The following is an 11,630-nucleotide window of genomic DNA, read 5'->3' as shown; positions in this document are numbered from 1 at the left end:
AAAATGGTGCCGAAACGGATGAATTCCCGATGGAGCGTTACGGCTGTCCGCCGAACGGCTGTTAGGCCGCCGTCGTGACCCGCCCGCGGCCGATGCCCGAATAGGCGAGACCGGCGCGGCGAGCCTCTTCGGGATCGTAGACGTTCCTGAGGTCCACAAGCGCCTTGCCGCGCATCTTGGCGGCGAGCGTGTCGAGGTCGAGGGCTCGGAACTCGTCCCACTCGGTGACGATGACCAGCGCGTCCGCGCCTTCCGCCACAGACTGGGCGTCGCGCGCATATTCGATGCCGCTCAGCATCTGCTCGGCCTGGTGCTGCGAGACAGGGTCGTAAGCCACGACTTCGGCGCCACGCTCCAGAAGCCCGGCGATCAGCGCCAGCGACGGTGCTTCGCGCATGTCGTCCGTGTTGGGCTTGAACGCGAGGCCGAGCACGCCGACGCGCTTGCCGGACAGGTCGCCACCCAGCGCGTCGCTGACCCGCTCCGCCATCGCCGCCTTGCGCTCGTCGTTGACGGCGACGACCATGCTGACGATCTTCTGCTCGACGCCCGCATCGCTCGCCGTCTGCAGCAGCGCCAGCGTGTCCTTCGGGAAGCAGCTGCCGCCATAGCCGGGGCCGGCGTGGAGGAACTTGGGCCCAATGCGGTTGTCGAGGCCGATGCCGCGCGCGACGTCCTGGACATCCGCGTCGACGGCTTCGCAGAGGTTGGCGATCTCGTTGATGAAGCTGATCTTGACGGCCAGGAACGCATTGGCCGCATATTTCGTCAGCTCGGCCGTGCGCCTGCCGGTGAACAGGATCGGCGCCTGATTGAGGAACAGCGGCCGGTAGATCTCGCGGAGGACATCGCGGGCCTGCTCGTCGTCCGCGCCGACGACAATGCGGTCCGGGATTTTGAAATCGCGAATCGCGGCACCTTCGCGCAGGAACTCGGGGTTCGACGCGACCGAGACGCCGGTGGCGCCCTCCTCGGCCAGGATCTCGACGATCTTGTCGCCGGTGCCGACCGGCACTGTCGACTTGGTAACGACGACCGTGCCCGGCTTGATGACCTTGGCCAGCTCACGGATCGCATTGAAAACGTAGGTCAGGTCGGCGTGGCCGTCGCCGCGCCGCGCCGGAGTGCCGACCGCAATGAACACGGCCTCGGCACCTTGGACGCCCTCGGCAAGATCGGTCGTGAACGTCAGCCGGCCGCGATCCGCATTGGCCTTGACCAGCGCCTCGAGCCCAGGCTCCCAGATCGGCATGCGGCCCTCGTTGAGGCCGTCGATCTTCGCCGCATCCTTGTCGATGCAGCAGACCTGGTGGCCGAAGTCGGCAAAGCAGGCGCCGGAAACAAGCCCGACATAACCAGTGCCAATCATCGCGATACGCATGCGGATACTCACTCCCGAGAAGTTGCGCGGGGTCTTAGCTGGCGCTCGGGGCGATGCAAGCTGGCGCGCTCACGCGTTCACTTTCGGCACAGCCTAGTTTTTGCCGCATATTCCCTATATTGGCCCGGCCCTTCCGATGAACGTCACGACTCTCCCTAAGCCCCCACGAGTGGGCCTGGTTTCGCTCGGCTGTCCCAAGAATCTGGTCGACAGCGAGCGGATCATGACCAAGCTGCGCTCCGACGGCTACGACATGTCGCCCGATTACGCTGGCGCCGACGTGGTGCTGGTCAACACCTGCGGCTTCCTCGACAGCGCCAAGGAAGAGAGCCTCGAAGCGATCGGCGAGGCGATTGCGGAGAACGGACGCGTCGTCGTCACCGGATGCTTCGGTAAGGAAGCGGAGGTCATCCGCGAGCGCTTCCCCGACGTCCTCGCGATCACCGGCGCGCACCAGTACGAAGATGTGGTCGCTGCCGTCCACGAGGCAGCGCCGCCGATACCCTCGCCGTTCGTCGATCTGATTCCCGAAGCAGGCCTGAAGCTGACGCCGCGCCACTACAGCTATCTGAAGATTTCCGAAGGCTGCAATCACCGCTGCGCCTTCTGCATCATCCCGCAACTGCGCGGCGACCTCGCCAGCCGCCGCCCTGACGCGGTGCTTCGCGAAGCCGAGAAGCTGATTGCCGCAGGCACCCGCGAGCTGCTGGTCATCAGCCAGGACACGTCTGCCTATGGCGTCGACGTCCGCCACAAGGCCTGGCCGTGGAAGGGTGGCGAGGTCCGCGCTCACATGACCGACCTTGCTCGCGAGCTCGGCAAGCTAGGTGCCTGGGTGCGCCTGCACTACGTCTACCCCTACCCCCACGTCGACAACATCATGCCGCTGATGGCGGAGGGGCTGGTCCTCCCCTACCTCGACATCCCATTCCAGCACGCGAGCCCGAGTGTCCTCCGCGCGATGCGCCGCCCGGCGAACGATGCGAAGGTGTTGCAGCGAATCCGCGCCTGGCGCGAGCAGGTGCCGGACCTGGCGATCCGCTCGTCGTTTGTGCTCGGCTTTCCCGGCGAAACGGACGACGACGTCGCCTACCTGCTCGCCTGGCTGGAGGAAGCGCAGCTCGACCGCGTCGGCGCTTTCAAGTTCGAGCCAGTGGCAGGCGCTCCGGCGACCACCATGGACAATCAGGTCCCGGACGACCTCAAGCAGGAGCGGTACGAGCGCGTCATGGCGCTGTCCGCCCGCATCTCCGCCGAGAAGCTCGCGCGAAAGGTCGGCACCACGATCGAGGTCCTCATCGACGCTGTCGACGACGAGGGCGGCGCCACCGGCCGCTCCAAGGCTGACGCGCCGGAGATCGATGGCGAGGTCCACCTGCGCGACTCCGGCGGGCTGGAGCAGGGGGACGTCGTGTCAGTCCACGTCGAGGACAGCGACGAGCACGACCTCTACGGAGTCCCGCTCGAAAAGCTCACCGTTTGACCAGACCGGAACGGGCGCCAGGCGGCCCCGCAAGCCGAGGCCCCGATATTAGCCCCGTCACCCAAGCCCACCGTTGCCTCGTACGTCGCCCGCGCTAGGGTGCCGCCATGCTGAAACTCACCGCCGCGCTCGCCGCCTTCGTCGCACTGCCCGCCATCGCCCAGCCGCTCACCGCGGCCGAGAAGACCCAGGTCGACCAGATCGTGACGCGGGACATCGCCGCCGATGGCGTGCCGTCCGCTTCCATCGCCATCGTCCGCGACGGCAAGATCGTTTACACGAAGGCCTACGGGAAGGCGTCCGAGACTCTTACGGCACGGCCCGAGCTGCCATATCAGATCGCGTCGAACTCGAAGCAGTTCACGGCCATGGCGCTGCTTCTGCTCGAGGACGACGGCAAGCTCAGCCTCGATGACCACGTCTCGAAATTCCTGCCGGGCATCACCGACGGGGACAAGATCACCCTCCGCCAGTTGCTGTCGCACACGTCCGGCCTGCAGGACTTCTGGCCGCAGGACTACAGCTTCGCCGCCATGGCCCATCCGACCACGCCGCAGGCGATCCTCGACCGTTGGGCGAAGAAGCCGCTCGACTTCGCTCCCGGGGATCAGTGGCAATATTCGAACACCGGCTACGTCGTTGCCGGGATGATCGTCGAAAAGGTTAGCGGCGAGCCGCTCATGGCCTTCCTCAAGCGCCGCATCTTCACGCCGCTAGGGATGACGACGGCGATGGACCAGGACGAGGCGGACGGACCGGCCTTCCCCCACGGCTACGGCCGCAACGCGCTCGGGCCGATCCGGCCCGTAACCGTGCCCGGCCGCGGTTGGCTCTATGCCGCCGGCGAGCTCTCGATGTCCGCCGAGGACCTGGCGAAGTGGGACATCGCCCGCATCAATCGCGCGGTCATCCCCGCCGACGATTGGGCGGCGCAGGAGACCACGGTCAAGCTGAACAACGGCAAGGACACGGGCTACGGGCTCGGCGTCTTCGTGCGTGACAACAATGGCCGAAGGGCGATCACCCACACGGGGGAGGCGGTCGGCTTCCTGTCCGCCAACGCGGTGTATCCGAAGGAACGCGCAGCCGTCGTGGTCCTGACAAACAGCTGGTCCGGAAACGCCTTCAGCCGCATCGGACGCGAGATCGCCAAGGTCATCCTGCCGCAGCCCGCGCAGGATGCCGCAGTCGCTGCCCAGGCTGCGCGGGCCCGCGCCGTCTACGACCAGCTCCGCGCCGGCCGTGTCGACCGATCGCAGCTCACCGCGAACGCCAGCTACTATTTCACGCCACAGGTGATCGCCGACTTCCGCTCCAGCCTGGCGCCGCTCGGCGAGCCTACGGGCTTCGAAGCCGACGGCAATCCGGTGCTTCGCGGCGGCTATGTGATCCAGGGCTACAAGATCACCTACCCCAACCGGACGCTGAGCCTGTCGACCTTCTATGAGCCCGGCGCGAACGGGCGCATCGAGCAGTTCCTGGTGACGCCCGGCGAATGACCGATTTCGCCGCATTGATCGCTGCTGACCGGGGCCAGGCTGCAAGTCCCATCCATGTCGTCGACAAGGACAGCTTCGCCGACTGGCTGAAGGGTCGACCGGCGGAGGACCGGGCGTTGATCCAGGCGCATCGGTTCGAAGGTAAGAGCGGCTCGGTCCTGCTTCCGCGTGGCGCCGAGTTCGAGGTCGTGGCCGCGGTGAAGGACAGCGCCGCCTTGTCGCCCTGGTGCCTGGCAGCGCTTGCCCAGGAGCTTCCCGAAGGCACCTATCGGCTGTTGTCCGGGGAGCCCGGCAAAGCCGGCCTCGGCTGGCTCCTTGCCGAGCACCGTCTCGACACCTTCCGGTCTGCCAGCGACGAACCCGAACGCGGCGCGCGTGTGCTCCTGAGCGGCGACGCTGCCCGTATTGAGGAGACCGTCCGCCTCGCCGAGGCCACGGCTTTGGTGCGTGACCTCGTGAACACGCCGGCTGGCGATCTCGGCCCCGCCGAGCTGGAACAGGCGGTTCGCGAGCAGGCCACTGCGCTCGGCGCACAGGTGCGAGTAACGTCAGGCGACGAATTGACGAGCGGCTATCCGCTGATCGCTGCGGTCGGCCGCGCAGCAACTGCGGACCGCGCGCCCCGCCTCATCGAACTCGAATGGGGCAAGCCCGAACATCCGCGGCTCGCCATCGTCGGCAAAGGCGTTTGCTTCGACAGTGGCGGCCTCAATCTGAAGCCCGGCTCCGGCATGCGACTGATGAAGAAGGACATGGGCGGCGCCGCGCATGCCCTGGCCCTCGCCCGCCTGATCATCTCGGAGCGGCTGCCGGTGCGCCTGCACCTGCTCATCCCGGCTGTCGAGAACGCCGTCTCCGGCGCAGCCTACCGCCCCGGGGACGTGCTCAGGTCGCGCAAGGGCCTGTTTGTCGAGATCGACAACACCGATGCCGAAGGCCGCCTGATCCTCGCCGATGCGCTCACCCGCGCTGCCGAGGACCAGCCCGATCTGATCGTCGATTTTGCGACGCTGACCGGCGCTGCCCGCACAGCGCTTGGTCCGGACATGCCCGCGATGTTCGCCAACGACGACGATCTCGCCGGCGCGCTCACCGCGGCTGCGAAGGATGCCGAGGATCCGGTGTGGCGGATGCCGCTGTGGGCGCCCTACGACGAAATGCTGAAGAGCGACCTTGCCGATTTTGCCAATTCGGCGAACTCGCCGATGGCCGGCTGCATCGTCGCCGCCCTCTTCCTGCAGCGGTTCATTCCCGCTGACCTCGGCTGGGCACATTTCGACACCTATGCGTGGCGCGATGCAGCGAAACCGGGCCGTCCGAAAGGCGGCGAAGCGCTCGGATTGCGGGCAGTCTTTGCCGCACTGCGCAAGAAGTTCCCCTCCAGCTGAACGATTTAATTCAGCACGGGCAAGGCTTTTCGCGTCACTCCTCTGCAACATTTCGCGTCCTTACCGGTTTATTGGGCGCTTACGCGGCACGAGGAGACGGAGCAGCTATGGGCGAGGTTTCCCTTACTAACTGGATGAAGGCGCTGATCGCCTATGTCCGGTCCGGGGAGCCGGATCTCACCAATCGGCAGATGGCTCTGCTGATGCTCGTCTATCTTACGCCCGGCCCGCACACGGTCCGCGGCCTCGCCCGGGTCCTCGGTGTTTCCAAGCCGGTCGTGACGCGCGCCTTGAATACGCTCGGCGCGCTCGGCTATCTGCGCCGCGAACGGGACCAGGACGACCGCCGCAACGTGTTCGTGGTCCGCACCAGCAGCGGGGCAGCCTTTCTTGAAGAGTTCAAGCGCAACCTCCGTGAGGCCGACGGCAACGCCGCAGCCCACCGACCAATCATCGGACAGGCCCCCGCCTACGCCCACCAGAGCTGACGAGTTCGCGCTCTCCGGCCCGTCTAGGCGGCCGGATCCTACCTACAACGCCTATCGCAAGGACCTCGCCGACATCGCGCTCGCCGGTGAAGTCCTGGCATCGCACTATGCTGAGCCGGTGGCCCGCACCGCATCATCCGCGGCTGCGCTGAGGGCCGCACCCGCAGACGAGGCCGAGCAGTTCCGTGAGCTTCAGGCCGGCGAGAAGTTCGAATTGCTCGAGGACAGCCTCGGCTGGGCGTGGGGCTATGCCGCGAGCGACCACCGGGTCGGCTACGTCCGCTCGGACGCGCTTTCACCCGTCAGTTATGGACCGAGGTCTGCAGCCAGTACAGCTGGTACAGGCTCGTCGCTGCAAGCACCGCGAGCACCCCGATCAGCAGCCAATCGCGGACCGGCTTCTTCGGCCGCCGCGCGGGGAAAAGCAGCCAGCCGGACAGCGCGGTAAGCACCAGCGTTCCGATCGCGGTGTTGCGGAGGTACACGACGATGACGGTGCGCACGTGCTCGACGCCGCTGTGGCTCGTCGTCTCGCCATGCGGGCTCATCAACACGCCGGTTGCCCAGGTGATGATCGCCGCCGTCAACAGGAACGTGCCGACGAACAGGCGTGCGCGTCCTACACCCCGATCGCTCACATCTGCCCCCTTGCCTTGCGAAGTGCATACCATTTGGCGACGTTTGCCTGCTGCTGCTGCAGCGTCTCGGCGAAGGCGTGACCGCCAGTGCCATCGGCAACGAAGTAAAGCGCCTTGGTTGCGGCGGGATGGAGCACTGCCGCAATGCTCTCTTCGCCCGGGTTGGCGATCGGCCCCGGCGGGAGTCCCGCCACCTTGTAGGTATTGTAGGGGTTCGGCGCCTCGAGCTCGGACTTGAGGATGCGCCGTCCAAGCGGCTTGCCCTTGGTAATCGGGTAGATGACCGTCGGATCGGCATCCAGCTTCATGCCGATGCGCAGCCGGTTGCAATAGACGCCGGCGATGGTCGGACGCTCGGCAGGCTTGGCGGTCTCCTTCTCGACGATCGAAGCCAGGATGACCGCCTGCTCCGGCGTTGCCACCGGGCAGTCCGTGCTGCGCTTCGGCCACAACTGGCTGACCGTCTTCGTCATCGCCGCCTGCATGCGCTTGACGAGCGCCGCCCGTGCCTGCCCGCGTTCATAGCCGTAACTGTCGGGCAGCACCGACCCTTCGGCGACGTCCGGCACCGGACCAGTGAGGTATGGACTGGCCGCGAGCCGCTCCTGCACGATGACGGATGGCATGCCCTCGGTCACCGTGATCAGCCGCTGCACCGGCTTGCCGTGCTGCAGCAGGTCGAGAACCGACGCGCCGCTCATGCCCTTGGGGATCTCAAACTCGCCGGCCTGGATCGGGTCCTGTGATCCGAACACCCGTGCCATCACGCGGAAGGTGCGGGCGCTTCCGGGGATTGCTCCCGCTTTCTCGAGCTGTCGGGCAACGCTGGCGATGGTCGATCCCTGCTGGACGACGACCGTATGCGGACCCGGCTTCGGCCCGGCCGTCCACCACAGCATGTAAATCGCGATCAGCCCTGCGACGACGACCGCCGCCGCGCCGGCAAGCAGCCGCGCCCTCACACGGCCTTCATGACGAGGCTGGCGTTGGTCCCGCCAAAGCCGAAGCTGTTGTTCAGCACCGCGCGGACCGGCCGCTCCTTGGCCTTGTGCGGCACCAGGTCGACGCCTGCCGTCCCCTCGCTCGGATTGTCGAGGTTGAGCGTCGGCGGGACGATCTGGTCGCGCATGGCAAGGATGCAGAAGATGCTCTCGACTGCGCCTGCGCCACCCAGGAGGTGCCCGATGGCCGATTTGGTCGAGCTCATCGACACTGTCGCGATCGCGTCGCCGAACAGCCGGCGCACCGCTCCCAGCTCAAGCTCGTCACCCATCGGCGTCGAAGTGCCGTGCGCGTTAATGTAGTCGATGTCCGACGGCTGCAGCCCCGACTTGCGCAGCGCCATCTCCATCGCCCGGAACCCGCCCGACCCTTCGGGGTGCGGAGCGGTCACGTGATAGGCGTCGCCTGACAGGCCATAGCCGACCACTTCGGCGTAGATTTTCGCGCCGCGCGCCTTGGCGTGCTCATATTCCTCGAGAACCACGACGCCCGAGCCCTCGCCCATGACGAAGCCGTCACGAGCCTGGTCGTAGGGGCGGCTCGCTTTTTCCGGCTGGTCGTTGAACTGGGTGCTGAGCGCCCGGGCCTGGGCGAAGCCGGCGATGCCGATCGGGCAGATGGTCGCCTCGGCGCCGCCCGCGAGCATGATGTCGGCATCGTCGTCGCGGATCATCCGCGCCGCGTCGCCGATCGAGTGGGCGCCGGTCGAACAGGCGGTCACCACCGCGTGGTTCGGTCCCATCAGGCCGTACTTGATCGAGACCTGGCCCGAGATGAGGTTGATCAGACGCCCGTGGACGAAGTGCGGGCTGACCCGCCCCGGTCCCTTCTCATGCAGGACGAGGCTCTCGCTCTCGATGCCCGGCAGGCCACCGATACCCGAGCCGATCGACACGCCGGCGCGAAGCCGCGTCTCATCGCTCATGTCCGTGAGGCCAGCATCCTCGATTGCCTGGCCGGCCGCATCGATGCCGAACACGATGAACGGGTCGACCTGGCGCTGGATCTTGTAATCGACGCGCTTGTTCGGATCGAAACCGTACTCGTGATCGGCCGGCTTCACTTCGCAGGCGATGCGGCACTTCTGGTCGCTCGCGTCGAAGTGGGTGATCGGCCCGGCGCCGCTCTTGCTCGCCAGGATGTTCTTCCAGCTCGTCTCGACGTCGCCGCCAAGTGGCGTGACCAGACCGAGACCTGTGACGACTACACGGCGCATAGTTTCCTCTCCGTCGGTGCTCCAAAACAAACGGCCTCCCGAATGGGTTCGGGAAGCCGTTCGCGCTTTTTCGGCACTGCCTTCGGCAGGTGTCGGGCCCCGATTACCCCTTGTTCTGGTCGATATACTCGATGGCGTCGCGCACTGTCGTGATCTTCTCCGCGGCGTCGTCCGGGATCTCGACCCCGAACTCTTCCTCGAAGGCCATCACGAGCTCGACGATGTCGAGGCTGTCGGCGCCCAGATCGTCGATGAAGCTGGCGTCTTCCGTCACCTTCTCCGGCTCGACTCCGAGGTGCTCGACAACAATCTTCTTAACCCTGTCGGCAGTCTCGCTCATCTGACGCTTCCTCCGTTTAGCTTTTGCGTTGCCCTAGCGATGCACTCCGAACGCTGCAAGTGGCGCTCGGAGCCGTGCCGCGATAGTGCCCGGCCATGGATGTGCGGCCGCTCACCCCCGGAGAAATCGCCCTTGCCAAGCCAATCTTCGGCGACGCGATCGATTATTCGAAGGTGCGCCTGTTCCGCGGCAAGTGGTGGCCCCTGCAGCCACCGCGCTCCGCCATGGCGCCCACCGGCAACATCCATTTCCACCCGAACGGCGGCGGCTGGTCGCCCGATTTCGCCAGTGAGCCGCTCGGCCAGCAGGCCTATTTCATGCACGAGCTCACCCACGTCTGGCAGGCGCAGACCAAAGGCCGGTTCTACCTGCCGCTGATGCGCCACCCGTTCTGCCTATATCGCTATGAACTGAAACCCGGCCACCCCTTCAACCGGTACGGGCTCGAGCAACAGGCGGAGATCGTAAAGGACGCGTTTCTCGCATCCCACGGGGTGATCGTGCGCTGCTCGCCCCCGCGCTCCCTGCTTCCGTTCGGCTGTGATTAGCTGCCGGACTTGGCGACCGCGACAAGCGCAGGGCGCAGCAGCCGGTCCTTGAGCACGTAGCCGGGCTGCATTTCCTCGACGATGGTGCCGGGCTCCGCCTTGTCGCTCGGCACTTCCATCATTGCCTGGTGCTTATTCGGGTCCAGCTTCTCGCCAATCGACTTGACGCGGGTCACGCCGTTGCGGGTGAATACCGACTCCAGCTCGCGGGCCGTGGATTCGATTCCGGCGAGGAACTGGCTTGCGACCTTGTCCCGGCGCAGCTCCTCGTTGACGGCGCCGAGCGCACGGTCGAGGTGGTCCTTGATCGCCAGCATGTCGCGAGCGAAGTTCGCCGCGGCATAGGCCGACGCCTGCTGCTTCTCCGCCTCCAGCCGCCGGCGCACGTTCTGCACTTCGGCCGCTGCATAGAGCGCCTTGTTGTTCGCTTCGGCCAGCTGGTTCTGGAGCTCGGCGAGCTGGTCATGCTCCTCCAGCTCAGGCGATTGCTCGGCCGTTTCCTTGCGCAGGTTCTCGGCTTCTTCGTGCAGCTTTTCGTCTTCGGTCATGCCATCAATCTCGTCAGTGCTTTCGCTGTGAAATCCACCATGGGGACCACGCGGGCGTAGTTCAACCGTGTGGGGCCGATCACTCCGACAACGCCGACCACCTGTCCCTGGCTCCCGCGATAGGGCGCCGCGATTACCGATGAGCCGGAAAGCGCGAACATCCGGTTCTCGGATCCGATGAAAATCCGGCACCCGGGAGCATCCCGCGCGCCCTCCAGCACGCGAGCAATCTCCTGCGTGTCCTCGAGCTCCCCAAGCAGCTTGCGGACCCGCTCGAGATCCTCGGCGGCGTTGTCGTCGATGAGGTTGGCCTGGCCCCGGACGATCAGCACCGGCCGGCGAGCCGGATCCTGGGTCCACGCCGCGAGGCCCGTCGCGACCAGCTCGCCTGCTGCCGCATCGATCGCCTCCTTCCGCTCGCGGATCTCGGCGCGCAGCCGCGCTTCTGCCTCGGCGAGCGTCAGTCCCGATAGCCGGGCATTCACGAAATTGCTGACTTCGCTCAGCGCTGCTGCCGAGGTCATGCTGTCCAGAGCGACGATCCGGTTCTCGACGGTCCCGTCCGCACCAACCAGCACCGCCAAGGCCCGGTCCGGACTCAATGGGACGAACGACAACTGACGAAGCCGCAGCTCCTGCTTTGGCGCAAGGACCACACCGGCGGCCTGCGACAACCCCGACAGGGCGGTCGAGGCGGCGGCGAGTGCGTCCTCGATCGGCTGCTCGCGGACGATCTGCCGTTCGATCTCCGCCCGCTCACGAGGATCCGGTGCAGACGCCTGCATGATCCCGTCGACGAACAGGCGCAGCCCCGATTCCGTAGGAATGCGTCCAGCCGAAGTATGCGGGTGAGTCAGCAGCCCCCGCTCCTCAAGCTCCTGCATCACGCCCCGGATCGAGGCCGGCGACAGGCTGATGCTGCCCGCAAGCGCCTTCGAGCCCACCGGGATCCCGCGTTCGAGATAGGCTTCGACCACCAGGCCGAAGATGTCCCGCATCCGGTCCGTCAGTTCGCCAATGGGCTGGGTCATGCCTTGCATCTAGGATTGCGACGTCAGCCGGTCTAGGGAGCGGCCCCGCACCATCATCAGGAGACCCC

12 protein-coding genes and 1 pseudogene are annotated in these 11,630 nt (G+C 66.3%); 6 read left to right on the top strand and 7 right to left on the bottom strand.

Annotation, left to right across the window (positions count from 1 at the left end; translation table 11 throughout):
* Positions 1–61: 61 nt before the first annotated feature.
* Positions 62–1,381: a UDP-glucose dehydrogenase family protein gene (locus ACUXST_RS01905; protein WP_458388258.1), complete on the bottom strand. Its 1,320-nt coding sequence runs from the start codon at positions 1,379–1,381 to the stop codon at positions 62–64.
* Positions 1,382–1,517: 136 nt separating this feature from the next.
* Here ACUXST_RS01905 and rimO point away from each other — a divergent pair, with 136 nt between their 5' ends.
* The 5 genes and pseudogenes from rimO to ACUXST_RS01880 all read left to right on the top strand — a co-directional run.
* Positions 1,518–2,864, top strand: coding sequence for a 30S ribosomal protein S12 methylthiotransferase RimO (rimO, locus tag ACUXST_RS01900; protein WP_458388257.1), 1,347 nt, complete (start codon positions 1,518–1,520; stop codon positions 2,862–2,864).
* Positions 2,865–2,971: 107 nt separating this feature from the next.
* Positions 2,972–4,363: a serine hydrolase domain-containing protein gene (locus ACUXST_RS01895; protein ID WP_458388256.1), complete on the top strand. Its 1,392-nt coding sequence runs from the start codon at positions 2,972–2,974 to the stop codon at positions 4,361–4,363.
* Entirely contained in the window at positions 4,360–5,751 is a 1,392-nt protein-coding gene (locus ACUXST_RS01890) for a leucyl aminopeptidase family protein (protein ID WP_458388255.1), read from the top strand. The genes ACUXST_RS01895 and ACUXST_RS01890 overlap by 4 nt, the downstream gene beginning before the upstream one ends.
* A gap of 107 nt (positions 5,752–5,858) precedes the next feature.
* A complete protein-coding gene (locus ACUXST_RS01885; protein ID WP_458388254.1) occupies positions 5,859–6,239 on the top strand; it encodes a MarR family transcriptional regulator in 381 nt (126 codons plus the stop codon).
* A pseudogene (locus ACUXST_RS01880) lies at positions 6,166–6,522 on the top strand (glycoside hydrolase); the annotation flags it as partial. The gene ACUXST_RS01885 and the pseudogene ACUXST_RS01880, both read left to right, overlap by 74 nt.
* 19 nt (positions 6,523–6,541) lie before the next feature.
* On the opposite strand, the gene ACUXST_RS01875 reads toward ACUXST_RS01880, so the two are convergent.
* The 4 genes from ACUXST_RS01875 to ACUXST_RS01860 form a co-directional block, all read right to left on the bottom strand.
* Complete coding sequence (locus ACUXST_RS01875; protein ID WP_458389025.1) at positions 6,542–6,877, bottom strand: hypothetical protein; 336 nt, start codon at positions 6,875–6,877, stop codon at positions 6,542–6,544.
* The gene (mltG, locus tag ACUXST_RS01870; RefSeq protein ID WP_458388990.1) at positions 6,874–7,776 is read right to left on the bottom strand and encodes an endolytic transglycosylase MltG; all 903 of its coding nucleotides are present in this window, start codon (positions 7,774–7,776) and stop codon (positions 6,874–6,876) included. The genes ACUXST_RS01875 and mltG overlap by 4 nt, the downstream gene beginning before the upstream one ends.
* A 59-nt stretch (positions 7,777–7,835) precedes the next feature.
* Entirely contained in the window at positions 7,836–9,095 is a 1,260-nt protein-coding gene (fabF, locus tag ACUXST_RS01865; protein ID WP_458388253.1) for a beta-ketoacyl-ACP synthase II, read from the bottom strand.
* A 103-nt stretch (positions 9,096–9,198) separates the two neighbouring features.
* A complete protein-coding gene (locus ACUXST_RS01860; RefSeq protein ID WP_458388252.1) occupies positions 9,199–9,435 on the bottom strand; it encodes an acyl carrier protein in 237 nt (78 codons plus the stop codon).
* 95 nt (positions 9,436–9,530) lie between these two features.
* Between ACUXST_RS01860 and ACUXST_RS01855 the strand changes: the two genes are divergently transcribed.
* Positions 9,531–9,983 (top strand): vgr related protein, encoded by a 453-nt coding sequence (locus tag ACUXST_RS01855; protein WP_458388251.1) that lies wholly within the window; start codon positions 9,531–9,533, stop codon positions 9,981–9,983.
* Here ACUXST_RS01855 and grpE read toward each other — a convergent pair.
* Together grpE and hrcA are read right to left on the bottom strand one after the other, a co-directional pair.
* Complete coding sequence (grpE, locus tag ACUXST_RS01850) at positions 9,980–10,531, bottom strand: nucleotide exchange factor GrpE (protein ID WP_458388250.1); 552 nt, start codon at positions 10,529–10,531, stop codon at positions 9,980–9,982. The two genes, ACUXST_RS01855 and grpE, sit on opposite strands and share 4 nt — an antisense overlap.
* Positions 10,528–11,562 (bottom strand): heat-inducible transcriptional repressor HrcA, encoded by a 1,035-nt coding sequence (gene hrcA, locus ACUXST_RS01845; RefSeq protein WP_458388249.1) that lies wholly within the window; start codon positions 11,560–11,562, stop codon positions 10,528–10,530. The genes grpE and hrcA overlap by 4 nt, the downstream gene beginning before the upstream one ends.
* Positions 11,563–11,630 lie beyond the last annotated feature (68 nt).

It is taken from the genome of Sphingomonas sp. F9_3S_D5_B_2, from assembly GCF_054263715.1.
Note: the sequence above shows the minus strand (reverse complement) of the source record. Positions and strands in the feature narration are given on the sequence as shown.

Excerpts from the sequence above, each read along its gene's own strand:
- ACUXST_RS01905 (WP_458388258.1), bottom strand. The coding sequence starts at position 1,381 with ATGCGTATCGCGATGATTGGCACTGGTTATGTCGGGCTTGTTTCCGGC.
- rimO (WP_458388257.1), top strand. The coding sequence starts at position 1,518 with ATGAACGTCACGACTCTCCCTAAGCCCCCACGAGTGGGCCTGGTTTCG.
- ACUXST_RS01895 (WP_458388256.1), top strand. The coding sequence starts at position 2,972 with ATGCTGAAACTCACCGCCGCGCTCGCCGCCTTCGTCGCACTGCCCGCC.
- ACUXST_RS01890 (WP_458388255.1), top strand. The coding sequence starts at position 4,360 with ATGACCGATTTCGCCGCATTGATCGCTGCTGACCGGGGCCAGGCTGCA.
- ACUXST_RS01885 (WP_458388254.1), top strand. The coding sequence starts at position 5,859 with ATGGGCGAGGTTTCCCTTACTAACTGGATGAAGGCGCTGATCGCCTAT.
- mltG (WP_458388990.1), bottom strand. The coding sequence starts at position 7,776 with ATGCTGTGGTGGACGGCCGGGCCGAAGCCGGGTCCGCATACGGTCGTC.
- fabF (WP_458388253.1), bottom strand. The coding sequence starts at position 9,095 with ATGCGCCGTGTAGTCGTCACAGGTCTCGGTCTGGTCACGCCACTTGGC.
- ACUXST_RS01860 (WP_458388252.1), bottom strand. The coding sequence starts at position 9,435 with ATGAGCGAGACTGCCGACAGGGTTAAGAAGATTGTTGTCGAGCACCTC.
- ACUXST_RS01855 (WP_458388251.1), top strand. The coding sequence starts at position 9,531 with ATGGATGTGCGGCCGCTCACCCCCGGAGAAATCGCCCTTGCCAAGCCA.
- grpE (WP_458388250.1), bottom strand. The coding sequence starts at position 10,531 with ATGACCGAAGACGAAAAGCTGCACGAAGAAGCCGAGAACCTGCGCAAG.
- hrcA (WP_458388249.1), bottom strand. The coding sequence starts at position 11,562 with ATGACCCAGCCCATTGGCGAACTGACGGACCGGATGCGGGACATCTTC.